Raw genomic sequence first — 22,678 nt, 5'->3', positions numbered from 1 at the left:
ATAGGGATCAAAAGCAAAGGGCTGTGGCGTTGAAATTGCACAGCCCTTTGCTGATCAGGCAACCCCGATTCATATCCTAATTGAATCGGGGTTGCTACTATTTATATGTGTAGCTAAATGCTTGTTGTGGTGTTACCAAGCTAAGCAGTTCAGCTTAGAATTGTTGATCATCGATCTGCTCCAACCAAGTCTGAATTGGTTTCAGTGTCGATTCGATGGTACCATCAGCAAATGGTGAGCGAAGGCCAGCTACTTTCACCAACTCAAGGAAGGGTTTCGTCCCACCTTGCTTACAGAGATCCACATAATCCGTCCAAGCGGCTTCCCGATCCTCTTGAGTACGCTGCCAAAATTCCAATGCACATACCTGTGCCAATGTGTAATCGATGTAATAAAACGGTGTACGGTAGATATGAGCTTGACGCTGCCAGAAGCCTCCCTTCTCAAAATAAGGGATGCCATCATAATCTCGATGGGGTAGATACATCTGCTCCATGGACTTCCATGCTTCATGACGCTCAGCCGGTGTCGCCTCTGGATGCTCATAGACCCAATGTTGAAAATGATCCACTGCCACACCATAGGGTAAGAAGATGAGGGCGCTGGTTAGGTGAGAGTAGTAGTACTTCTCTGTATCTTCTTTAAAGAAGAGCTCCATCCATGGCCACGCGAAGAACTCCATACTCATGGAATGAATCTCACAGGATTCATAGGTAGGAAAGAGATATTCTGGAATCTCATAATCACGGCTCATATAGGCTTGGAAGGCATGGCCTGCTTCATGGGTAAGCACATCGATATCGCCGGAGGTACCATTAAAGTTGGAAAAGATAAATGGTGCCTTATAATCGTTGATACTTGTACAGTAGCCCCCTGCTGCTTTGCCTGGCTTTGCTACAAGGTCAAGTAGCTCATGTTTTAGCATAAATTGAAAGAACTCATTGGTTTCAGGGGACATCTCTCCATACATCTGAGCGCCATTCTTCACAATCCAGTTGGGGTCACCCTTGGGCGTCGGATTGCCGGTGGCAAAACGGAATGATTCATCATAAAATTTTAGTGGATCGACGCCGATTCGCTTTGCTTGCTGTTCACGAAGGGAGGTGACAAGGGGGACAAGGTATTGGCGAATCTGCTGACGGTAATTCTCCACCATCTCCTTGTCATAGTCGACGCGACTCATGCGGGCATAGCCTAATTCAACAAACGAGGAGAATCCTAGCTTTTTGGCGATTTTGGTACGTAGTTTCACCAACTGATCGTAGATTTCATCCAGCTCAGCGCCATGTTCCTGTAAGAACCCAGCATAGGCTTCATTGGCTTTACGGCGGATCTGTCGCTCAGGGTTTTCCAGGAAAGGACCCAATTGAGCCAAGGTCCGTTCTTCGCCTTGGAAGGGAATCTTTGCAGACGCGATCAATTCTGTATATTGGGAGGTCAGTTTATTCTCCAGCTGTAAGTCTTCGATCACTTCAGGTGAAAAAGTCTTTAATTTTAATTCTGCTAAAGCAAAGAGCTGTTTACCTAGTGCGACCTCAAGCTCCGACCGATAAGGAGACTGAAGGAGGGCTTGGTAATAGTCAGAGATGAAGCTTTCCATTTTTGGCTGGGCATGATTCCAATAATCTCGCTCTTCCTTATAGAATGACTCTCTTGTGTCGATGGTATGGCGAATGTGACAGATACTCATCATCGTCTCTACACGATTACGAATGGTATTGATCTCCTTGATGACAAGCAATTGCTCTTCCACAGATGATGCTTGACGAAGACGCTCTAATTCTTCTTGAAAGTTTTGTGCCACCTCCTCAAACTGGAGGCGCTCATATGTAAACTCCGAAAACTTCATGCTCATCTCTTCCTTTCCATTTATTATCTTTTTCTATTCGGCGAATGCATCGATAATCCTCTAATTAAACGATAATTCTAATATAAATGTCCATGAAGTCAGTTAGAGGTGAAGAAGTGGATCGAATCGCTATTTACCGAAGATGCTTGACATTTCGTACCGAGATGGATTGGCGGAGGCAATTGATGAAGGGGAAAAGCATATTACATTCCAAGGACTGCAAAAAGCCTATTATGTGTTTAACTCGTTCCTTATCTATTCCATAATCGCAGCAGTTTTTTACTCACATTCAACGGGAGATTCGTAGCTATTTTCAATTACGCTCATGTGTGTCATCTTGTTAATTGCCAATCTGTCCTACCTACTTACTGTAAGAAAGTGATAAATCTGTTCTGATTCCGCTCGTCCTTTCTTGTTCCTCTTCACAATAAGGATTATGATAGATGATAAGCTTTGAATGACATATACATGAAGGATGTGAATGGAATGAAGTTTGCCCAGTTTACATATGAACGTCCGCAACTAGCGGAATTGGAGCAACAGTTCAATGCAGCATTTGCCAAGTTTCAGGCTGCCACTACCGCAGAGGAACAATTGGCAGTGACAAAAGCGATTAATCAGATTCGTAATCGAATCGAGACGATGATGAATATCTGCTATATCCGCCATACCGTGAATACAGAGGATCCATTTTACAAAGAGGAACAAGACTATTTCGATGAAGCATTGCCCCATGTGGAGGGCTATGTGAATCAATTTTATCAGTTGATTCTTCAATCTTCTTTTCGCCCGCAGTTGGAGGGAAAGCTCGGTCATCAGCTATTCGCACTGGCAGAATTGAAGCTGAAAACCTTTAAGCCTGAGATCATCGAGGATCTACAGCAGGAGAATAAATTGGTCTCCCAATATGTCCAATTGATCGCCTCCGCGAAGATTCCTTTTGATGGCAAGGAACTGACACTAGCACAAATGGGACCTTATATGGAGAGTCCTAAACGGGATATTCGACGCAGTGCACGGGAAGCCTATGCAAGCTTCTTCAGTGCGCATGGTGAGGAATTTGATGAGATCTATGATAAGATGGTGAAGCTCCGTACCAGCATTGCCAAGAAGCTAGGTTTTCCTTCCTTCGTGGAACTAGGCTATGCCCGCATGAGTCGTGTGGACTATGACAAGGAGATGGTGGAGAATTATCGTCAACAGATTCGTCAGCATCTTGTTCCATTAGCCACTGAGCTCCGGCGTCGCCAAGGAGAACGAATTGGTATGGATAAACTGAAGTTCCACGATGAAACCTTCAGCTTCGCCACCGGCAATCCGACACCCAAGGGTGACCCCGACTGGATCGTGCAGAATGGTGCCCAGATGTATGGTGAGATGTCTGCTGAGACGAAGGAGTTCTTCCAATACATGCAAGAGCATGACCTTCTCGATCTGATCGCGAAGCCTGGGAAAGCAGCTGGTGGATATTGTATCTATATCAATGATTATGAAGCACCCTATATCTTCTCGAACTTTAATGGAACCTCTGGCGATATCGATGTGCTTACCCATGAGGCAGGCCATGCTTTCCAAGCCTATATGAGCCGTGATTATGATGTTCCAGAATATCATTTCCCGACCAATGAGTCAGCGGAGATCCATTCCATGAGTATGGAATTTTTCGCATGGCCATGGATGGAGCTCTTCTTTAAAGAAGATACAGAGAAGTACTACTTCTCCCACTTAACTAGCGCATTGCTCTTCTTACCCTATGGTGTGGCGGTGGATCATTTCCAACATTGGGTCTATGAGCATCCTGAGGCTACACCAGCTGAGCGTCATGAAGCATGGAAGTCCATGGAGCAGATGTACTTACCTCATCGAGATTATGATGGCATTCCTTATTTTGAGAAGGGTGGCTTCTGGCAGCGTCAAGGTCATATCTATGAGGTACCGTTCTACTATATTGACTACACCCTAGCCCAAGTCTGTGCCCTGCAGTTTTGGAATCGTTCCCGTACCGAGCGGGAGGTAGCATGGCAGGATTATGTGGATCTCTGTAAGCAAGGAGGAACCAAACCCTTTCTAGAACTTGTAGAGATCGCAGGACTCCGCTCGCCATTCGCTGATGGTACCGTGGAGCAGACCCTAGAGCCGATCAAGGCTTGGCTTAAGACCATTAATGACCAAGCATTATAAGAGGGAAGCTAAGAAAAAAATAAGCCAAAAAATAGAAAAAAAGAGCGAGGAAGGGGTTATCCCTATCCTCGCTTTTTGTACAGAAAATAAAGATATTAGGGAAAAAAAAGGCGAATGATCTTTAAGAGCACCGCTGTGATCCCTGCTGCCATCAAGGGTCCTACTGGTATACCCCGCAACACGAGAATCCCCACAATGGATCCCAGAACCAAGCCGATCATCAGCTCCGGATCAGCCTTCAATAAGTCTAGTCCAATGCCATTCATATACGAAGCAATGAGTCCACCGAGTAAGGCACAGATGCCAGCGATGGTTGTAAACATCAGGCTCATGTCCTTCAATGCGACCCGTTCATTGGCGAAGGGCACGAGGACCGCCATGGTTAAGAAGAGTAAGCCCATCTCCAATCCCCGTTGCTCCACCGTAGGGAAGTAACGTTCCAGGGAGATGAGCTTTAAGATGAGTAAAATGCTTGCAGCAGTGGAAATAATATGGGAATGCCCGATCAAACCCACGATGATTAAGACGACCAACATCATTTCACCTGTCATCATTATGGCCCCTTTTTAGATCTCTTCTTATGAGACCTACTTCTCTGTTAAAGGTATATGAGACAAGCTATGCAATTATTCGTCCAGATTCGTAGGTTGGAACTAGATCATAGTGGTTTAGCTGAGCACAGAAGGAGATATCCCCTTCATAGCCAAGGCGACATAGACGTTGACCGGTATCAGAACTAAATAGAAGTGCCTCTAAATCGTTGGCATATTGGTGGTAGGTTGCTTCTGCAATCCGAGCCCGTTCACTTAAGTGAATGGTTCCTTCTTGTAGAAGCTGTGTGATGATAGCACCAGCGCCTGCTATATCCTCGATGGCCACTTGATTATTTACACCTGAGCAGAGAAGTGTGGTGGGCTGATTCTGTGTAAGTAGCTTGTAGGCCAAAGCCTTCGCATTGAGGAGGGATCCGATATAGAGGGCATCAGCACGGGCTCCCTTGAGGATCGCTCGCGATCCATTGGTCGTTTTAATCACCATGCGCTGTGGTAGAGCGTTGAGCTGAAGGATCTCTGTAGGCGAATTACTGCAATCAAACTCAGGTATTTTGTATGCGCCATGCTCGCCTACAAACAGTGTATCCTCTCGCGGAATGAGGCGGGCTTTTCCTAATGATTCCACGGAGATAATCTCATAAATTCCTTTGGCTAAGGCGGTAATGATCGTACTGGAGCAGCGGAGGATATCGATAACGACTACATTCCGATGAAGGATATCCTCTTGCAGGAGATCCTCCACCTTAAAAACCACGTCTACTTTCATAGCTCTGTCTCATTCCCCGCCAATAGGGTGAGTAACGTATCGGATCGAAGCCCCCGTCGCAGTGATTCCAACGAGAAGAGATCATGGGGTGCAATATTGCCGAGGTTCACATTGGAACCACCTTGCTCAATCAAGGTGACTTGCTGCTTCTTTTGTGGTGTTTCCCACATGATTTGCTTTTGCTCAGGGAGGGTAAGGATTTCCGTTAATACCATGCGATCTACCTCTCCCTTTTCATCATAGATCCCTACATTTTCTCCAGACTCCCGACCTTCAACGATGACCAAATCAGCTCCATGATCTAAGTCTTCATAGAAGTTCCACTGAAATTGCTGCAGGTCAATGCTGGATCCAGCTGCTTTCTTTCCATGCTCAGTGAAGAGAAAGAAACCATGCTCCTTGGCTAGCTTGATGGCATCATTGCGTTTTTGACGTGGTAGGGAAATGGTGCCATCAGAGATCTCCATGGCTGTAAAGCCCAATTGTCGGAGGGAGTGGAGATAGCCCTTCACCTCGTGATGAGCCACTGCTAACTCGAAAAAGGTGCCGCCTGGTAGTAGATGAACATCAAATGCTCGTGCTAGCTCAAGCTTCTTTTCTAGAATATGAGATGGATAGAGTGCAGAGGTTCCAAATCCCAGCTTGATAAAATCTACATACTCCGCAGCTGTTTCTAGAAAATCTTGAAAAACTTGTAGCCCCATCCCTTTATCGATCACCATGGTATATCCACACTGGCGAGGCTTCTTCGTCCGTTGGATATGGGGCGCTGATGCAAGCTGTTGCCAGAGGTCATGGGTTTGTTTCACTTGGATATTCATTGTTTTCTCCTCTCATTCACGCAGTACTTGACTTTCTTTCAATAGGATATGCGTGGAGAGACAGAGAGTGCCTAACTTTTTTCCTCTAGGGCACGTTTGATTCGGTCAGGCTTGATGAGCCACCATGCTGCTAGTCCGATCACAATGGAGGTTGCGCCGATGGACCAGAAAAGCAATTTTTTGTTATCCATCAAAGCGCTGAAAAAGGGGGGGCCTGCAGCTACAGCAAGAAAACGGACACTGCCATATAGCGAGGTGATGATACCTCGTTCTTCAGAATCTACGGAGGATGTAATGAGCATATTCAGACAGGGCAAGATCAGACCACTTGCCAAACCACCTACGGCAAGAACGGAGATGAACAGCACACGATTGGTTGTAAACGGGAAGAAAATATTGACGCATCCTAAGACCAGTAGACCGATAACGATGAGCCATTTCATTAAGGTAATCTTCTGTTTGATCAGGCGACCTGTTAGATAAGAGGAGGTAACCATGGCTAGTAAGGGAATGGCGAGGATGAGTCCCTTGATAATTCCATCGATCTTATACTTCTTTTCTAGGAGGTCGGACAGATAAAAGAGTACGCCAAATAGGATGAAGAGGGTGATGGCTCCAGCAAGAAATGCTACGATCAGCCACTTCCATTGGTTCTTAAAGATCTCCACAATGGAGCGCCAATACTGACGAAAGGGCGGTGGCTCCTGTTTATTCTCAGGCTCTTTGATGGCCCAAGCAAATAGAATAATAATAAGTACCGTGAGGGCAGGAAAAACAAAGAAGAGACTTAGATATGTGAGGAGGGCAAGTGCTGAACCTAAAATCGGGCTAACGACCTTCCCCATTCCATTAGAGGCTTCGATCAGACCTAACACTTTACTTCGTTCCCTCTTGATGAACATATCGCTAACTAATGCCATGGCAATGGGAGCCGTACCGGCGGCACCAATTCCCTGAATCACTCGCCCTGTCATCACCCAAGGGAAGGCAGAGGAGGCTTTGATCATCAAAGCGATTCCTGCAACCAATCCTCCAGCTCCGTAGAGGATGAGGGAGGGGATAATCACCTTTTTCCTGCCAATTCGATCAGAGAGAATACCAGCAAAAGGGATGACCAAGCCTGCTGGAACTGAGAAGAGTGTAATGATCAAACTGCTCTGTACCTGCGATAAATCCATCACCTTCTTTAAGGTGGGCAGAATGGGAATGAGCATGGAGTTACCCAAGACCATGATAAAAGGGACGCTGGCCAATGCGGTGATCACCCAACCATTGGGTGTACCGCCATTCTGATTATTTTTCTGTTTATTGGATTGATTTTTTTGATTGGACTTTGTTTGCGCTGACATCGATGCACCTCAATTCGTACATTCATGCTCAATATTTACAGTCTTTCTTTTTCCTCATTTCATTATTCTTTCCTGAATGTGTTGGAAGTAGAATTCTTACATTTTGGGTATGTTAAAGAATGTTCAATCAGGAAAGGAGGAATAAGATGCAGCATATTCAGCGACGACTGTCTTATATTCAAGGGGTGATGGATGCCATCCCTGTGGATATGGAAAAGGAAGGACGAATCTTAAATGAGCTACTGCAGCTTTTAGAGCAGATGACGGATCATATTGAAGAGATGGAAGAAAAGCTAGATGCTCTCCATGACTATGTACACACCATGGATGATGACCTCTATGATGTGGAGCAATTTCTCTTTGATGAAGATGAAGATGAGGATACTTTAGACGATCTGGCAGATTTTGATGATGATGCCATTGAATATGAGCTCATTGATGACGACGATGAGGATGGCGACGATGAATATGACGATGATGAAGATGACGACGATGATGCAGATTTTGTCGCCATCACCTGTCCTCACTGTAAAGCTACAGTGATCTTTGATCTAGAAGTTTTAGAGGACGAGGATGATGAGAAATATCATTGTGTTCATTGTGGCAAGGTGGTTTTAACGCGGGTGCATGAAGACGAAGAGACTGAAGTTGAAGAGATTGAAGACTGAGCAGGAATCCTCTCCTGCTCTTTTTTTATTTTAAAACAACTCTTCTTGTTGGACAGGTATATCTCGTCCCATGGTGCATATGATGGTGTTAAGTAAGATGAAATAGGGTGGTTTTATGTTACAGAAAGTGATCGCTGTCTTACCTCCGCATTTGCAGGCCCTGCTTCACCAGCTTCCGACCTCAGTCCTCGATCAACTTGAAGAGATCCGTGTCCGACAGGGACGACCATTAGAACTGATCACTTCTGGTGATTCACATTTTGTCTCGGTAGCAGGCAGTTTCACAGGAAGTGTCGCAGCAGCATATGAGGTGACAGCTGAAGATTGTCAGCTACTTCTGAATATGGTGAGTAATTACTCTCTCTATGCATTGGAAGAGGAGCTACAACGAGGCTATATTACCATCCCGGGTGGTCATCGGGTGGGAATTGTTGGACGGGCTCTTCTAGAGGGAGGGAGACTGAGTAGTATGAAAGAGATCGCCTCATTCAATATCCGTGTTGCCCGTGAACATCAAGGGATCGCTACTTCCATCGTGCCTACTCTCTTCCAAGGGAATCAATTACTCAATACCTTGATCATCAGTCCACCCCAATGTGGAAAAACCACCTTGCTTCGTGATCTTGCACGATGTCTGAGCAGTACGGTATTACCCCCTCGTAAGGTAAGTATTGTGGATGAACGCTCAGAAATTGCTGCAGTAGTGGATGGTATACCACAGCACAATGTAGGCCCGCGAACCGATGTCCTCGATGGTTGTCCGAAGGCGGAGGGGATGATGCTATTGATTCGCTCCATGTCACCTCATGTCATCATTGTAGATGAGATCGGAAGGGCGGAGGATGTGGTAGCACTTGAGGAGGCTCTCCATGCAGGAATTGCCATCATCACCACGGTACACGGGACAGATATTAAGGACCTGACGAAGCGTCCAACCTTTACACGCATTCTGAGTCAACAGATGTTTCAACGCTATATTATTCTCAGTCGGCGGCAGGGAGTGGGAACCATTGAAAAGATTCTGGATGAAGAGTTTATAGAGATAGGATGTAGCAAAAGATGATCATTCAATGGATCGGCGCCCTTTGTGTTTTCTTTAGTGCTACCTTGGTTGGAAAATTAAAAGCGAAAGTTTTCATCCATCGTCATGAGGATCTCCGTTATTTAATCATTGCCTTTACTTGGTTCGAAACCGCGCTCATTGAACGGCGCCTCCCCTTAATCAAGGCATGCTACGAATTAGGTGAACGAGTGAATGAACGCATCGCCAGTCTATTTATTCAGATGGCAAAAGAGCTAGAAGATGGCCATGGCAAGGCGGTAGCTCACTGTTGGAATCAAGCTTTGCAAGCTTCCTCCCCCTCCTGGTATTTTCAGAAGATGGAGCTCTTGGCACTACAGACCTTTGGTGAAACGTTAGGGGGAACCAATCGGCAGGATCAGCAGCTTCAGTTTCAACTCCTACTGGAGCAATTGATGTTGGCAGAAAAAGAGGCATATCTCGATGAGCAACGGTTTGCCAAGATGTATACCCGACTTGGTATGCTCTTGGGCATTTCATTGGTCATCATACTGATGTAGGAAAGGGGAGAGAGATGACATCATGAGTGGGGATGTTGCAATTATCTTTCAAATCGCCGGGATTGGAATCATTATCTCCATTATTCATACGGTCTTGAAACAGGCAGGTAAAGAAGATCTAGCTCATCTCGTAACGCTAGTTGGCTTTGTCTTGGTGCTATTCATGGTGGTTAGCTATGTGAACGAACTTTTTCAAGAGATTAAACGTGTTTTTTTATTCAAATAGGGTGAATGATGAATGGAGATTATCCAAATTATTGGTTTGGGTCTAACGGCCACTCTCCTTGTGATGGTTCTTCAAGAGCATGCACCCATCATTGCATATATTATCGTACTTGTAACAGGGATTTTTATCTTTTTCTACTTACTAGATAAAATCTCATTGGTGATTCAACTTTTAGAGCGGATTGCCATTCAAGCTAACGTAAATCTGATTTTTTTGGAGACCATCCTCAAGATTATTGGAATTGCTTATATTATTGAATTCGCAGCGCAGCTAACGAGAGACGCAGGTCAATCATCCATTGCCAGCAAGATTGAACTGGCAGGAAAGATAACGATCCTGGTTCTCGCCATTCCTATTCTTTCGGTGATTATCGATACCATTCTCCGATTGCTTCCTTAACAAAGAGGGGACGTGGTGATATGGTACCACGTGTACTACTGATCATCCTATTGGTAAGCATGTTGTTCACCTTGTCGGTCGAGGCGACTACGATGACTCCATTCATGGAGCAGCAAGCGAATCAACTGAACCTGGAGCGAGTTGAGGATTATTGGTGGCAGATCATTCGTGATTACGGAGGATATCTCCCAGAACTGCAACAGCGCACCTTGATGGAGCAGATTACAGAATCCACCAATCCCGTCTCCGTTGCCACGATTTTTCAACGAGCCAGTCATTTTTTTCTCCATGAAGTGATTCTCAATATTAAACTGCTGGGAACGATTCTATTGCTCACTGTATTTTCCATGATCCTCCAGACCATGCAGAATGCCTTTGAACAGAATACGGTGAGTAAGGTGGCCTATGCCATTACCTATCTCGTTTTATTTATTCTCGTCATCAATAGTTTTCATGTGGCCATCTCGTATGCACGGGATGCAATTGGTCAAATGTCCCATTTCATGCTTGCGATCATTCCGCTCATTCTCACCATCATGGCTACCACAGGAAGCCTTGCATCAGTAGCACTCTTCCATCCCTTGATCATCTTCATGGTGAATATCAGTAGCAATATTATCAGCAATGTGGTTTTTCCTTTTCTCTTCTTCTCAGCGGTAATTGGAATGGTTAGCTCCATTACGGAACGCTTTCCCTTATCACAATTGGCTGGCTTGCTCCGGAAGGTGAGCTTAGGAATTATGGGGGTCTTACTTACGATCTTTCTAGGGGTCATCTCGGTTCAAGGGGCTACCAGTGCAGTGACCGATGGGATCGCCATTCGTACCGCTAAGTATGTAACCAGTAACTTCGTCCCTGTAGTGGGTAGAATGTTCTCCGATGCTGCAGATACCGTGATGAGTGCTTCGTACTTAATCAAGAATTCAGTGGGCCTAGTAGGTGTGATCGTCGTCGTGATACTCTGTGCTTTCCCCGCCATGAAGATCTTATCCCTTTCACTCATCTATCAGCTTTCTTCAGCATTAATGCAGCCTTTAGGTAAAAATCCAATCATTGATGTGCTTTATCAGATAGGTAGAAATATGATGTTTGTTTTCGCGGCACTGGCTACCATTGGCTTGCTCTTTTTCTTAACCATCACCATGATCATCAGTGCCGGCAATATCTCCCTGATGGTCCGTTAGGTGGTGTGTTAGATGCAATACCTTGCTAGTTGGATAGAACAATTAATTCTACTTGTACTCTTTGCCACATTCGTGGATCTCCTTCTTCCTACCACAGGCTTACAACGTTATGTTCGCTTCATCCTTGCCTTAATCATTCTTGTAACCATGCTTTCTCCCATCTTAGGTCTTCTTTCCAATGAGTTTTCCCTTCAGTCCATCACCGAAAAACTAATCATGCTACCTTTACAGCAAAATAATCAAAGTATGAAAGAGTTAGAGCAGGCTCAGCAACGTCTAGTCAATATACAAGAGGATTTAATCCATCAGGAATTTCTCCTAAGAGTGCAGGAAAATGTGCGTCAACAGGTGGAGCTTCAATTTCCAGTCTCTGTTGCTAGTATTCAGGTGCATTGGCGTAAGACAGAAGGGGATAGTCTTGTCATCACAGGCATGAATGTCCGAGTTGCAGAAGGGAACGCAGTAAGGAGCGAACGGGGCAAAGCAGGAACAGCAAGTAGTCAGGCAGATCAGACCGTTCATGTCGTTCAAGCTGTCAATGTGGATCCAGTACAGATTAAGCCAATATCTGTAAGTGATGAGCAGACTTCCAATGAAAGCTCAGGGCAAAAGCTTTCGCCAGATGTTGTAAATATCAATACCATCTCCCAGTTTCTTAGCCAGCAATGGGGCCTTGCTCAGGAGACGATTCAGATTGATTGGATCAAATAAGGAGGGATGAGGATGGGGTCATGGTTTCAGAATTTATGGGAGCTGTTGGTTCGCTTATGGTCCAATGACCAAACCGGTGCAAAATTGACCTCACTTCAGAAGCTGCTGGTATTAGGCCTACTAGGCGTATTACTCATCTGGTTAGGGTCATCATTTCAGGTGGAAAAGCAAGAGAAACCACTGGAAGAGCAGCTTGTGTACCAACCAGAGGGTTTAGAGGCTTTCTCTCAACGTAAGGAGAGTACCAACCCCATCCGACAATACGAAGAGATGTATGAGGTACAGCTGCGTGAGATCCTTGAACAAATTGCTGGGGTAGAGGATGTATCAGTGATGGTTAATTTGGAATCCAGTGAAGAAATTATCATTCAGCAGAATATTCGGACTACCAATCAGAATACACATGAAAAAGACAGCCAGCAGGGGACAAGAGTGGTGATAGATTCCTCAAGTGATACGCAGGCCGTCATTATACAACAAGAGGATCAGCAACAGCCTGTGATCATAAAAACCATAAAGCCGAAAGTAAGGGGGGTATTGGTGGTAGCCAAGGGTGTAGAGCATGCGAAGGTACAGCGTTGGATCATGGAATCGGTTCAAAAGGTCTTAGATGTACCACTGCATAAAATTTCAGTGGTACCCAAAAAATAATGAGGAGGTCCAATGATGAATCGGATAAAACGAGATAGAAGTCCTCGAGGTAGGAATGTAAATTTGAATATGAAGAAACAGACTGTTTTCTTGTTCACCATGCTAGCTTTAATGGTGGTGTTATCTGCTTATTATATGCTGACGGATGATACACTGCCTACAAGCAGCGACGGGAACCTCGATGAAATCGCTGGTACAGTCAATACAAATGGTGATGATATTAATACAGCCTTAACCAATGTGAGTAATAATGATTACTTCGATGCACTCGCCCTTGAAAAATCGATAAAAAATGCTGAAAAGCTCGCTTATTACGTGGATATCATCGCAGCTGATTCTGATGCAGAAACTGTAGCTGAAGCGAAGAAAAAGATGGATGAGATCATGAGTATGGAAGAGAACCAGTTGGTGCTAGAGGAGATTATTAAATCGCAGGGCTATGGAGAAGTGGTTGTTATGACGCAGGATAATAAAGTGCATGTGGTGGTTCAAAGTGAGAAAGACCTGGAATTGATGCAAGCGGATCAAATTATCGGCGTTGTTGCGAAGCACTTCAATATCTCAGGCAATGAAATCGTAGTCTATACCCATCCGTAGAATTAAAAAAAACGTTGTTTCGGTAATTATCTCTATGCTATCCTGTTCACTAGAACAGGATTTTTCTTATCGTTATATAGCAAAAACTGTTGTTGTGTTATAATACACCTATATAGTCATAAGTAAGTCAAATAGGTGCAAACTGGATGAAAAAGGAGTGGATCTAATTGTTGCGATTTCATGAGATTCGTGAACTGATTCGGATTTTTGATCGTTCATCCTTAACTGAGTTAGAACTTAAGCATGATGGTTTTGAAATTGAATTAAAGAAGGAGTCATCTGTTGCAAATGCAGAGGAACTTACACAGAATTCACAACTAGAGCGAAGCTTCAGCGAAGAACAGGCGGAGTCTCCTTCCAATCCTGTTGTGGTACAGCCAGTAGAAGAATTACAAGCAGCCCAACCACAAGTAGCTGCTCCAACTGTTCCACAGGAGAATCTTCACGCCATCGTATCACCGATGGTAGGGACTTTCTATGCAGCACCATCGCCAGATGCTTCACCCTATGTACAGATCGGTTCTAAGGTCAATCCTGAAAGCGTTGTCTGTATAGTAGAAGCCATGAAGCTCTTCAATGAGATTGAGGCTGAAGTGAGTGGTGAGATTGTCCAAATCCTTGTTGAGAATGGGCAGCTTGTGGAGTATGGTCAACCCCTCTTTATGGTCCAAACTAAATAGGGAGGGAGATAAAAAATGAAAAAAGTCTTAATTGCCAATCGCGGTGAAATCGCTGTTCGAATCATCCGTGCTTGTCGTGAACTGGGGATCAAAACGGTGGCTGTTTTTTCAGAGGCAGATCGCGATGCCCTGCATGTGCGTCTTGCTGATGAAGCCTATTGCATTGGACCTGCCCCTTCCATGGATAGCTATTTGAATAAAACCAACTTAATTACTGTTGCCAAGTATACAGAGTCTGATGGAATTCATCCGGGCTATGGTTTTCTCGCGGAGAATGCTGATTTTGCAGCGCTTTGTGGCGAGTGCAATCTCACCTTTATCGGTCCATCCCCTGAAGCAATTCAACGGATGGGAGACAAGGCGTCTGCCAAGGCTACGATGAAAGAAGCAGGAGTTCCCATTGTCCCAGGATCTGAAGGGATTATTCAAGATGTTGAAGAGGCGAAGGAAGTAGCCAATACCATCGGATATCCTGTTATTATTAAGGCTACAGCAGGTGGTGGCGGGAAAGGGATTCGCGTTGCTCGTGATGAGCAGTCCCTCATTAAGGGAATTGCAGATACGCAGCGGGAAGCTCAAGCAGCTTTCGGCAACCCTGGCGTCTACTTGGAAAAATATATCGAGCATTTCCGCCATGTAGAGATTCAGGTGATGGCTGATCACCATGGTAACGTGGTACACTTAGGCGAACGCGACTGCTCCATCCAACGTCGTCTACAAAAGTTGATTGAGGAAGCGCCCTCACCAGCAATCACAGAAGAGATACGGGCGGCTATGGGAGCTGCAGCTGTAGCTGCGGCCCATGCTGTGAAGTATGAAGGAGCAGGAACCATCGAGTTTATTTTCGATGTAGAGACACAGCAATTCTATTTTATGGAGATGAATACACGGATTCAGGTGGAGCATCCTGTTACTGAATGGGTGACTGGATTTGATTTGGTGAAGGAGCAGCTCCGTGTGGCAATGGGAGAAGCTCTATCCTTCACTCAGGAGGATGTTCAATTGAATGGTTGTGCCATTGAGTGCCGTATCAATGCGGAAAATCCGGAAAAGAACTTTCTTCCTTCCCCAGGGAGGATCGAAGCGTATCTTCCACCAGGTGGTAATGGGGTACGGGTGGATAGTGCTTGTTATCCTGGCTATCTGATTCCTCCTTACTATGATTCCATGGTGGCCAAGTTAATCGTCTGGGGTCATGACCGGAATGAAGCGATCGAAAGAATGAAGCGAGCACTGCAAGAGTTTGTCATTGAAGGGGTTCATACCACCATTCCCTTTCATCTTGAGGTGATGAATCACCCTGTATTTGTCCATGGCGAATTTACAACAAAATTCCTTGAGGAGAATTTTTAAGCCAGTGTTTCATTGTCATTCTTGGAGTGATTGGGTATAATTTACATGATAACTCCTGCCCGGAGGTGAACAGGATGGAAACAGAATTGCCTGCTAATTTTACTACAAGTCAGATCGGTACCATCTCCATTTCAACGGAGGTGTTTGAGTTAATCGCTCGCCTCGTTGCCGAAGAAGTCCCAGGTATTGTCCAAATGAGCAGCGGGTTTATGGGGGAGCTTGCTGAACGTTTTGGTCGGAAAGGACGCGGTGTGAGAGTAGAGGTAGAGAATAACCAGGTTTCTGTTGAAATCTCCGTTGTAGTACAGTATGGATTTGCGATCCCTGTGGTAGCCCGAGATCTTCAACTTCGTGTTCGCCAGGCCATCGTAAGTATGACAGGTATGGATGTCCAAAAGGTGGATGTCTATGTTGATGGCATTGATGTGAAGGATGAGCTCCAACCACAGAAGCAGCCTGCTGGGATACGGGTGAAATAATGGGGTCCCCCACTGCAGGTGGGGGATTTTCTCCATGGTCGGGGCAAGATGAGGAGGAATGGTAATGAAAATTGGCATGAAGCTCTTGTTATTCCTATATTCTCTAGCAATCGGGATTATCTCGTTAATCGCATTCGCTGTTGGAACAAAATTAGTTGGTGAAGTAGCTGTGATGGACTGGATGGAGACTTTCTATGCTTCCAACCAAGTTTCAATCATCGTAAGTATTGTGACACTGCTTGTGGCTGTACTCAGTTTTATTATTTTACTCTCTCTATTCTCCCGTTCTGAACCCACTGTAAACAGTGTTAGTAAGAAAACCGATCTAGGTCAGGTGATGATCTCCCTTGAGACATTACAAGGAATTACCTTGAAAGCGGCACGTCGGATTAAGGGAATTGAACAGGTGGAATCCAAAATCCGTCCTAGTGAAGCAGGGATTGAAGTACTGCTTCGTTGTACTGTAGATGGGGACACGCCCATTGAGCCCATGACCAATCAAGTACAAGATGCGGTAAAGCAGCAGGTTGAAGCAATTGCAGGAATCCAAGTTACCAATGTCTCGGTGGCAATTGCAGCGCTACAAAAGCAGACAGAAAAAACGATCCGAGTAGAATAAGGTGATGAATGTGAATCGAATGGATGAATGGCTAACAAGGATGGCGCCTTATCGTGGTAGGATTGCTGGGACGTTATTTGGGCTCCTTTTTGGCATTGTTTTTTTAATCGTTGGATTCTGGCGCACGCTTTTCTTTATCTTTCTTGTTCTGATGGGCTACTATTTCGGGCATAAGATCGATAAACGGGAGGATCTTGTATCCATTGTGTTTCGAATCCTTCCAGATAAATTTTTTAAACAAAAACCACCTTTTTAAACGGTGGTTTTTTTGACGTAATGATTGCAAGAGAACGCGTGAACGGGTAGACTATTAAGTGATTTTGGTCGATGCAGAGAGCTGAGAGCATCTGTAAGAAAGGAAGAAGAACATGACGCGACATGAAGCTCGAATCAAGGTAATACAAGCCCTATACCAGATGGACTTAACAGAGATATCGAAAGAAGAAGCATATCAGAATGTCTGCGAAGAAGAGAATGAGCCTTTTGTGCAGCAACTTTTATATGGCATTGTGGAAGTGCAAGAGGAGATTGATCAATTGATTCAACCCAATTTAACAGGATGGAGTCTTCCTCGTTTGGCTATTCTCGATCGGGCCATTCTCCGATTGGCAGTATATGAGATGGGTTGGCTGGAAGAGATTCCTTCTCGTGTAAGCATGGATGAAGCCATTGAACTGGCAAAGGACTATGGAACAGACGAATCGCCAAAGTTTATTAATGGCGTGCTCAATGCTGTACTCCGCTCCTTATCTACTTCAGGTCAACAAGAGAGCTAAGCTGTGAAAATGATGGAATACATATTGGGCGTAGATACCAGTAATTATCGTACTTCCTTATGTGTGATTAACACGGAAGGACAAATCGTTGCCGAGGAGCGTCCGCTTCTTGAAGTGAAGCGGGGGGAGCGTGGTTTGCAGCAATCAACTGCTCTATTTCAGCATGTACAGCGCTTACCACAATTAATGGAGTCCATTCATCGCCAGCAGCCTGGTCTGAAAGTAGGATTGCAAGCCATTGCGGTGAGTACACGACCACGTAATCAAGCAGGCTCTTATATGCCAGTCTTTCGAGCAGGGGAGCTGGTTGCCCGCTCACTTAGTACGGTACTAGAGCTCCCTCTCTATGAGACTAGCCATCAGGAAGGGCATCTGGCAGCAGGTGAACATACTGCAGATCGCCCCTTAACCCAAGAGCGTTGGTTAGCGATCCATCTCTCGGGGGGTACCAGTGAACTTCTAATGGTGGAACGAACAAAGAATGGTTATGAGGTGCAATGTTTAGGAGGAACCACGGACCTTCACGCAGGACAGCTGGTCGATCGGATCGGTGTCCGCTTAGGCCTGCCTTTTCCAGCAGGTCCAGAACTGGAAAGGTTGGCACAGCAGGGAGGGGTAACCACCTTATCTGTTCCCTCCTCTGTCAAAGAGAATCAATTTAGCTTTTCTGGAGCAGAAACAGCGCTCTTTCGGGCCATTGACCGTGGAGAAGCGCCAACGGCAGTTGCCCGCGCTACCGAACAGGTGATTGCCAATACCTTAGAAAAAGTGCTACGAAAGGCCATGGAACAGTTTAGTGTAAAAGAGGTCCTGATTGTAGGGGGAGTAGCAGCCAATGCTTACTTACGGCAACGGCTACGTTATCGCCTTGAGCATCCTGCAGTAGGCGGACGTCTTGCTTTCGCTGATCCCTGCTATTCCGGTGATAATGCCTTCGGGGTAGCCACTATTGGTCTACACTCTTGGCAATCCGAACAATAAATTAATCTTTCTTTTTTCCATTCGGGTTTACATCGATTACCAAACTCGTTAGACTAGTACTATCAGGATTTTCAAACGAATGAACTAACAATCCATCAAAGTAGGAGATGAACTTCATGGTAGCGACATTAATTGACGGGAAGGCAATCGCCAAAGCAACTCGAGGACGGATTAAAGAGGAAGTCACGCAGATGAAGGCAGCGGGGATCACCCCTGGATTAGCCGTAATTCTGGTTGGGGAAAACCCTGCATCCATTACCTATGTTCGTTCGAAGGAACGAGCATGCGAACAGGCGGGGATCTATTCTCGTGTGATTCGTCATCCTGCAACCATCACGGAAGCGGAATTATTACAAGAGATCCAACAGCTAAATGAGGACCCATCTATTCACGGGATTCTTGTACAATTACCACTGCCTCCCCATATCTCAGAGGATCTAGTGATTGAAGCGATTCGTGTTGAAAAAGATGTAGATGGATTTCATCCCATCAACACAGGGAACCTCGTGGTAGGTAAGCCAGGTTTTGTCCCCTGTACACCTGCAGGTATCATGGTGATGTTAGAGGAGATGAAAATACCCATCGCTGGTAAGCACGCGGTGATCGTAGGCCGTAGCAATATCGTTGGAAAACCGATGGCCAGTCTCCTCCTTAATCAAAATGCAACAGTAACCATCTGCCATTCAAAAACCGTGGAACTCGGAGAGATCACACGTCAAGCTGATATTCTTGTTGCAGCAGTAGGGAAACCCAACTTCATCAGTAAAGCAGAGGTCAAACCTGGTGCTGTCGTCATCGATGTGGGTATCAATCGCTTGCCCGAAGGCTTAGTAGGTGATGTAAACTTTGAAGAGGTAAAGGAAGTGGCTTCCTATATTACCCCTGTACCTGGTGGTGTAGGACCGATGACCATCACCATGCTGTTAGAAAACACCATTCAAGCATGTAAGCAATTGCAAGGATAAGCTCTGTGTAAATTATTGGTTGAGATCGGTTGAATGGAAGGCGGTGACAAAAGTGCAACAAACAACGCCCAATCCCTATACTATTTCCATGGTGACACAATATTTGAAGCAGCTCATGGATGAAGATCCAATTCTGCAAGACTGTTGGATCCGCGGAGAGATTTCTAATTTTAAGCACCATAGTAGTGGACACATGTATCTCACCTTGAAGGATGAGAAGAGCCGTTTAAAGGCTGTGATGTTTGCCGGTTATAATCGTTTTATGCGCTTCAAACCGAAGGATGGAGATCATGTGCTAGTGCGTGGCAATATCTCCGTCTATGATCGCGATGGGCAATATCAGTTATATATTAAGGAGATGCAATTGGACGGGGTAGGTAATCTTTTTCAAGCCTTCGAGCAATTGAAGCTAAAGTTGGCGGGGGAGGGATTATTTGCCCAGGAAAGAAAGCGTGATCTTCCAAGCTATCCGCAGGTTGTAGGTGTGCTCACCTCGCCTACAGGTGCAGCAGTCCGAGATATTATCAGTACAATTCAACGCCGTTATCCACCTGCTAGGCTCATCCTATATCCTGTGCAGGTTCAGGGTGAAGAGGCTGCAGCTTCCATCGTTGCAGCCCTCCAAAGAGCGAACCAGTTCCCATTAGCAGATGTATTGATCGTCGGTCGAGGTGGAGGCTCGATTGAGGAACTATGGGCCTTCAATGAGGAACCGGTAGCCCGAGCAATTGCTGCTTCCCAGCTTCCTGTTATCTCTGCTGTCGGACATGAAACGGATTTTACCATCGCAGATTTTGTGGCAGATGTTCGTGCAGCCACACCGACGGCCGCTGCAGAATTGGCAGTACCTGACTGGACGCAGCTTCAGCAGCGGATTCAGGTGAACCATCAGCGGATCCTCTTTCAGATGGGAGAACGGCTGAAGCGCTCTGCTCTTCGATTGGATCACCTGATGAATCGTTATGCCTTCCGTTACCCGCGCCGCCAATTGGAGCTAGCACAGCAGCATCTGGACCAATTGGTAGATCGGATGGCACCTGCCATTAAAAATTTGCAGAAGGATGGAGCCAACCAGCTCCGTCAGCGCGAGCATCAATTGCTCCGCTTCCATCCAGCCCAACGAATTGAGCGCTTCAAGGAACGGCAACAAAACCAAGAAAAGTGGTTACTCAAAACCATGGGTCAACAGCTGCAACAAACACAACAAGGCTTAAGCCAAATGCTCAAGCAATTGGATGCCATGAGTCCACTCAAGGTAATGATGCGGGGATATGGTGTGATTTATGATGAGAAGCAGGAGCAGGTGCTTACCAGCGTTCGACAAGTAACCCCTACAGATCACCTCAATATTCGTATGCAGGATGGTTGGATTGCCTGTCAGATTGAGGATATTAAGGAGGAGTAATCATAGTGAAAAAGGTGAATGAATCAGAAGAGATGAGCTTTGAAGAAGCCATGGCTCAACTAGAGGAGATCGTTCAACAGCTGGAAGCTGGTGAAGTTCCCCTTGAAGAGTCAATTCAGCTCTTTCAGCGAGGGATGGAGCTTTCAAAATATTGTCAAGGCAAATTACAGCATGTAGAAAAACAGATCGACCTACTTATGGAAGAGAATGGTCAAGTGACTGCAAAACCATTTACATTGCAGGAGGAATAGGTGTGAACGCACATCAGTTTCAAGCTTATTTAAAAGAGAAGAAGCTACTTGTTGAAGAGCATATGCAGATCTTGATGAATCAAATGGAAATTCCACCCTCCTCTCTTCGCTCAGCCATGGAGTACTCCCTTTTTGCTGGGGGTAAGCGGATTCGTCCCATCCTTTTGCTCGCCACCGTTGAGGACACTGGGATGGAAATAGCAGGTGCCCTGGATGCAGCGTGCGCCTTAGAATTCTTACATACATACTCCTTGATTCATGATGATCTTCCCGCTATGGACGACGATGAGTACCGACGTGGTAAACTGACCAATCATATGGTATTTGGTGAGGCGTTAGCCATTTTGGCAGGGGATGCCTTATTAACAGAAGCATTTGGGATCACGGCAAAAGCAGATTTAACACCAGAAACAAAGGTAGCTCTCTTAGCAGAGCTGGCCATTCGCTCTGGTTCCCGTGGCATGGTGGCTGGTCAGGTTCTTGATCTGGAAGCAGAGGAACACTCCATCTCATTAGAGGAATTAGAATTGGTGCATCGTCATAAAACAGGAGATCTGATCACTTTCGCAGTCTGGTCAGGGGCAGTGATTGCTGGGTCAAATAAAGAGGAGCTTCTTCATTATACCCAATATGCTGAATCCCTTGGCTTGGCCTTCCAAATTCAAGATGACATTCTAGATGTGATTGGCGATGAAGCCAAATTAGGGAAGAAAACGGGTGGAGATGAAAAATTGCAAAAATCTACCTATGTGAGTCTGCTTGGGCTTAATGGTGCACATCAAAAATTGCACGAGACCTTAGAACAAGCACGTTATGCCCTGCGTCAGCTAGGAAAAGAGGATGGACTACTCTGGCAGTTTATCGACTATATGGAAAAGCGGGATTCATGAACAATTTGATATTTGCATATAAATATGATATATTACTCCTAGCTACATTAGGGTGTAGCAGTATTCTAGTCAATCGGCCTACCCTGAAGGCGGGGCTAAAAATCCGCTAAAGGGCACATCGATGAAGTTTCTGGTGTTGGCTTTCGACGCCCAGTCGGGGGCTTATGCTGGAAGTTAAGGATTTGGGGCGATCCACAAAGGCATGTGGGCGTTGACCCCATTTCCGCGGAGGCCCAAGTGCGTGGCAGCACGTCATCGAACGTATTGTTATGGCTTGGGGTATGAACCTGCATGCGACCTATAATGGGATTGTGTGTAGCGTAGCCTGCCTTGCGTGGGGAAGAGGGGATTATAGGGTTCAGATATTGGTTTTTTGGCCAGAAATCAGTATTCGGTGCTATATGAAATCTTTCTTGCAAAAGAGGCTAGGGGATAGGCGCTGATTGTTGAGGAAATCTCCTAGACTGCTCTTCTCGAGACCTTATGGGGATTAGAGTGTGGACTAAGTGGTAATCCAGTCTAATGTATGGTGACGACATTAAGGCAGGTTTAAATGGAAACGGCCTGAATGGCAACGTTCAGGTACTTGCTTGGGAAAACCTACTGGACCTCAAGCCACAATGTTTACTCATAAGGTTAGCACCCTAATGGTCATAAAGAGTCGCTCGTTATGAGCGACTTTTTATTTGGCTTACTTGAGTGGTAACTGTCCTTGATCTATATTACAATAAACTATACATAT

The 22,678-nt window shown here is 45.5% G+C and carries 26 protein-coding genes; 21 read left to right on the top strand and 5 right to left on the bottom strand.

Annotated elements, in window-relative coordinates; all coding sequences use genetic code 11:
• Positions 1–154: 154 nt before the first annotated feature.
• Positions 155–1,849 carry a M3 family oligoendopeptidase gene (locus BN1691_RS11025; protein ID WP_048602263.1) on the bottom strand — a complete coding sequence of 565 codons (1,695 nt, stop codon included), beginning with the start codon at positions 1,847–1,849 and terminating at the stop codon, positions 155–157.
• 486 nt (positions 1,850–2,335) lie between these two features.
• On the opposite strand from BN1691_RS11025, the gene BN1691_RS11020 reads away from it, so the two are divergent.
• Positions 2,336–4,030, top strand: coding sequence for a M3 family oligoendopeptidase (locus tag BN1691_RS11020; RefSeq protein WP_048602262.1), 1,695 nt, complete (start codon positions 2,336–2,338; stop codon positions 4,028–4,030).
• A gap of 95 nt (positions 4,031–4,125) precedes the next feature.
• Here BN1691_RS11020 and BN1691_RS11015 read toward each other — a convergent pair whose 3' ends face one another.
• The 4 genes from BN1691_RS11015 to BN1691_RS11000 form a co-directional block, all read right to left on the bottom strand.
• Positions 4,126–4,584, bottom strand: a complete 459-nt coding sequence (locus BN1691_RS11015; protein WP_187116875.1) for a DUF441 domain-containing protein — start codon at positions 4,582–4,584, stop codon at positions 4,126–4,128.
• 64 nt (positions 4,585–4,648) lie between these two features.
• Entirely contained in the window at positions 4,649–5,350 is a 702-nt protein-coding gene (locus tag BN1691_RS11010; protein ID WP_048602260.1) for a 2-phosphosulfolactate phosphatase, read from the bottom strand.
• A complete protein-coding gene (comA, locus tag BN1691_RS11005; RefSeq protein ID WP_082147131.1) occupies positions 5,347–6,171 on the bottom strand; it encodes a phosphosulfolactate synthase in 825 nt (274 codons plus the stop codon). Before comA ends, BN1691_RS11010 begins: the two co-directional genes overlap by 4 nt.
• Before the next feature lie 71 nt (positions 6,172–6,242).
• Complete coding sequence (locus tag BN1691_RS11000; protein WP_053083753.1) at positions 6,243–7,520, bottom strand: MFS transporter; 1,278 nt, start codon at positions 7,518–7,520, stop codon at positions 6,243–6,245.
• Positions 7,521–7,666: 146 nt separating this feature from the next.
• Here BN1691_RS11000 and BN1691_RS14450 point away from each other — a divergent pair, with 146 nt between their 5' ends.
• The 20 genes from BN1691_RS14450 to BN1691_RS10900 all read left to right on the top strand — a co-directional run bounded on the left by BN1691_RS14450 (position 7,667) and on the right by BN1691_RS10900 (position 21,936).
• The gene (locus BN1691_RS14450; RefSeq protein ID WP_048602259.1) at positions 7,667–8,188 is read left to right on the top strand and encodes a CD1247 N-terminal domain-containing protein; all 522 of its coding nucleotides are present in this window, start codon (positions 7,667–7,669) and stop codon (positions 8,186–8,188) included.
• A 115-nt stretch (positions 8,189–8,303) separates the two neighbouring features.
• Positions 8,304–9,251: a stage III sporulation protein AA gene (gene spoIIIAA / locus BN1691_RS10990; protein WP_048602258.1), complete on the top strand. Its 948-nt coding sequence runs from the start codon at positions 8,304–8,306 to the stop codon at positions 9,249–9,251.
• Positions 9,248–9,769: a stage III sporulation protein AB gene (locus BN1691_RS10985; RefSeq protein WP_048602257.1), complete on the top strand. Its 522-nt coding sequence runs from the start codon at positions 9,248–9,250 to the stop codon at positions 9,767–9,769. The genes spoIIIAA and BN1691_RS10985 overlap by 4 nt, the downstream gene beginning before the upstream one ends.
• A 22-nt stretch (positions 9,770–9,791) precedes the next feature.
• On the top strand, positions 9,792–9,995 hold the full coding sequence (gene spoIIIAC / locus BN1691_RS10980) for a stage III sporulation protein AC (protein WP_048602256.1): 204 nt from the start codon (positions 9,792–9,794) through the stop codon (positions 9,993–9,995).
• 12 nt (positions 9,996–10,007) lie between these two features.
• Positions 10,008–10,394 carry a stage III sporulation protein AD gene (spoIIIAD, locus tag BN1691_RS10975; RefSeq protein ID WP_048602255.1) on the top strand — a complete coding sequence of 129 codons (387 nt, stop codon included), beginning with the start codon at positions 10,008–10,010 and terminating at the stop codon, positions 10,392–10,394.
• Positions 10,395–10,414: 20 nt separating this feature from the next.
• A complete protein-coding gene (gene spoIIIAE / locus BN1691_RS10970; RefSeq protein WP_053083752.1) occupies positions 10,415–11,578 on the top strand; it encodes a stage III sporulation protein AE in 1,164 nt (387 codons plus the stop codon).
• A 12-nt stretch (positions 11,579–11,590) separates the two neighbouring features.
• Positions 11,591–12,289 (top strand): stage III sporulation protein AF, encoded by a 699-nt coding sequence (gene spoIIIAF, locus BN1691_RS10965; RefSeq protein ID WP_048602254.1) that lies wholly within the window; start codon positions 11,591–11,593, stop codon positions 12,287–12,289.
• Between the two features lie 12 nt (positions 12,290–12,301).
• Entirely contained in the window at positions 12,302–12,940 is a 639-nt protein-coding gene (gene spoIIIAG, locus BN1691_RS10960) for a stage III sporulation protein AG (protein ID WP_048602253.1), read from the top strand.
• A gap of 15 nt (positions 12,941–12,955) precedes the next feature.
• Entirely contained in the window at positions 12,956–13,537 is a 582-nt protein-coding gene (locus BN1691_RS10955) for a SpoIIIAH-like family protein (protein ID WP_048602252.1), read from the top strand.
• 167 nt (positions 13,538–13,704) lie between these two features.
• A complete protein-coding gene (accB, locus tag BN1691_RS10950) occupies positions 13,705–14,217 on the top strand; it encodes an acetyl-CoA carboxylase biotin carboxyl carrier protein (protein ID WP_048602251.1) in 513 nt (170 codons plus the stop codon).
• A gap of 15 nt (positions 14,218–14,232) precedes the next feature.
• Positions 14,233–15,570, top strand: a complete 1,338-nt coding sequence (gene accC / locus BN1691_RS10945) for an acetyl-CoA carboxylase biotin carboxylase subunit (protein WP_048602250.1) — start codon at positions 14,233–14,235, stop codon at positions 15,568–15,570.
• 74 nt (positions 15,571–15,644) lie between these two features.
• Positions 15,645–16,049: an Asp23/Gls24 family envelope stress response protein gene (locus BN1691_RS10940; protein ID WP_048602249.1), complete on the top strand. Its 405-nt coding sequence runs from the start codon at positions 15,645–15,647 to the stop codon at positions 16,047–16,049.
• A gap of 64 nt (positions 16,050–16,113) precedes the next feature.
• Positions 16,114–16,668: an alkaline shock response membrane anchor protein AmaP gene (gene amaP / locus BN1691_RS10935; RefSeq protein ID WP_048602248.1), complete on the top strand. Its 555-nt coding sequence runs from the start codon at positions 16,114–16,116 to the stop codon at positions 16,666–16,668.
• Between the two features lie 4 nt (positions 16,669–16,672).
• Complete coding sequence (locus BN1691_RS10930) at positions 16,673–16,924, top strand: DUF2273 domain-containing protein (protein ID WP_231638396.1); 252 nt, start codon at positions 16,673–16,675, stop codon at positions 16,922–16,924.
• A gap of 112 nt (positions 16,925–17,036) precedes the next feature.
• Positions 17,037–17,444, top strand: coding sequence for a transcription antitermination factor NusB (gene nusB, locus BN1691_RS10925; protein ID WP_048602247.1), 408 nt, complete (start codon positions 17,037–17,039; stop codon positions 17,442–17,444).
• Positions 17,445–17,453: 9 nt separating this feature from the next.
• Positions 17,454–18,425 (top strand): Kae1-like domain-containing protein, encoded by a 972-nt coding sequence (locus BN1691_RS10920; protein ID WP_048602799.1) that lies wholly within the window; start codon positions 17,454–17,456, stop codon positions 18,423–18,425.
• Positions 18,426–18,541: 116 nt separating this feature from the next.
• A complete protein-coding gene (gene folD, locus BN1691_RS10915) occupies positions 18,542–19,390 on the top strand; it encodes a bifunctional methylenetetrahydrofolate dehydrogenase/methenyltetrahydrofolate cyclohydrolase FolD (RefSeq protein ID WP_048602246.1) in 849 nt (282 codons plus the stop codon).
• Positions 19,391–19,478: 88 nt separating this feature from the next.
• On the top strand, positions 19,479–20,795 hold the full coding sequence (gene xseA, locus BN1691_RS10910) for an exodeoxyribonuclease VII large subunit (protein ID WP_048602798.1): 1,317 nt from the start codon (positions 19,479–19,481) through the stop codon (positions 20,793–20,795).
• Between the two features lie 14 nt (positions 20,796–20,809).
• Complete coding sequence (gene xseB, locus BN1691_RS10905) at positions 20,810–21,046, top strand: exodeoxyribonuclease VII small subunit (RefSeq protein WP_048602797.1); 237 nt, start codon at positions 20,810–20,812, stop codon at positions 21,044–21,046.
• A gap of 2 nt (positions 21,047–21,048) precedes the next feature.
• On the top strand, positions 21,049–21,936 hold the full coding sequence (locus BN1691_RS10900; RefSeq protein WP_147545843.1) for a polyprenyl synthetase family protein: 888 nt from the start codon (positions 21,049–21,051) through the stop codon (positions 21,934–21,936).
• Positions 21,937–22,678: the final 742 nt, after the last annotated feature.

It is taken from the genome of Rubeoparvulum massiliense (genome assembly GCF_001049895.1).
GTDB classification, from domain to species: domain Bacteria; phylum Bacillota; class Bacilli; order Rubeoparvulales; family Rubeoparvulaceae; genus Rubeoparvulum; species Rubeoparvulum massiliense.
This window is presented reverse-complemented; position numbering and strand designations above follow the sequence as displayed.

Coding starts and splice junctions, on each gene's coding strand:
- BN1691_RS11025 (WP_048602263.1), bottom strand. CDS start 1,849: ATGAAGTTTTCGGAGTTTACATATGAGCGCCTCCAGTTTGAGGAGGTG.
- BN1691_RS10985 (WP_048602257.1), top strand. CDS start 9,248: ATGATCATTCAATGGATCGGCGCCCTTTGTGTTTTCTTTAGTGCTACC.
- folD (WP_048602246.1), top strand. CDS start 18,542: ATGGTAGCGACATTAATTGACGGGAAGGCAATCGCCAAAGCAACTCGA.
- BN1691_RS14450 (WP_048602259.1), top strand. CDS start 7,667: ATGCAGCATATTCAGCGACGACTGTCTTATATTCAAGGGGTGATGGAT.
- spoIIIAC (WP_048602256.1), top strand. CDS start 9,792: ATGAGTGGGGATGTTGCAATTATCTTTCAAATCGCCGGGATTGGAATC.
- BN1691_RS11010 (WP_048602260.1), bottom strand. CDS start 5,350: ATGAAAGTAGACGTGGTTTTTAAGGTGGAGGATCTCCTGCAAGAGGAT.
- spoIIIAD (WP_048602255.1), top strand. CDS start 10,008: ATGGAGATTATCCAAATTATTGGTTTGGGTCTAACGGCCACTCTCCTT.
- accC (WP_048602250.1), top strand. CDS start 14,233: ATGAAAAAAGTCTTAATTGCCAATCGCGGTGAAATCGCTGTTCGAATC.
- BN1691_RS10955 (WP_048602252.1), top strand. CDS start 12,956: ATGAATCGGATAAAACGAGATAGAAGTCCTCGAGGTAGGAATGTAAAT.
- BN1691_RS10920 (WP_048602799.1), top strand. CDS start 17,454: ATGATGGAATACATATTGGGCGTAGATACCAGTAATTATCGTACTTCC.
- amaP (WP_048602248.1), top strand. CDS start 16,114: ATGAAAATTGGCATGAAGCTCTTGTTATTCCTATATTCTCTAGCAATC.
- BN1691_RS11000 (WP_053083753.1), bottom strand. CDS start 7,520: ATGTCAGCGCAAACAAAGTCCAATCAAAAAAATCAATCCAATAAACAG.
- spoIIIAA (WP_048602258.1), top strand. CDS start 8,304: ATGTTACAGAAAGTGATCGCTGTCTTACCTCCGCATTTGCAGGCCCTG.
- spoIIIAE (WP_053083752.1), top strand. CDS start 10,415: ATGGTACCACGTGTACTACTGATCATCCTATTGGTAAGCATGTTGTTC.
- BN1691_RS10940 (WP_048602249.1), top strand. CDS start 15,645: ATGGAAACAGAATTGCCTGCTAATTTTACTACAAGTCAGATCGGTACC.
- xseA (WP_048602798.1), top strand. CDS start 19,479: ATGGTGACACAATATTTGAAGCAGCTCATGGATGAAGATCCAATTCTG.
- BN1691_RS10930 (WP_231638396.1), top strand. CDS start 16,673: ATGAATGTGAATCGAATGGATGAATGGCTAACAAGGATGGCGCCTTAT.
- nusB (WP_048602247.1), top strand. CDS start 17,037: ATGACGCGACATGAAGCTCGAATCAAGGTAATACAAGCCCTATACCAG.
- BN1691_RS11015 (WP_187116875.1), bottom strand. CDS start 4,584: ATGATGACAGGTGAAATGATGTTGGTCGTCTTAATCATCGTGGGTTTG.
- spoIIIAF (WP_048602254.1), top strand. CDS start 11,591: ATGCAATACCTTGCTAGTTGGATAGAACAATTAATTCTACTTGTACTC.
- comA (WP_082147131.1), bottom strand. CDS start 6,171: ATGAATATCCAAGTGAAACAAACCCATGACCTCTGGCAACAGCTTGCA.
- spoIIIAG (WP_048602253.1), top strand. CDS start 12,302: ATGGGGTCATGGTTTCAGAATTTATGGGAGCTGTTGGTTCGCTTATGG.
- BN1691_RS11020 (WP_048602262.1), top strand. CDS start 2,336: ATGAAGTTTGCCCAGTTTACATATGAACGTCCGCAACTAGCGGAATTG.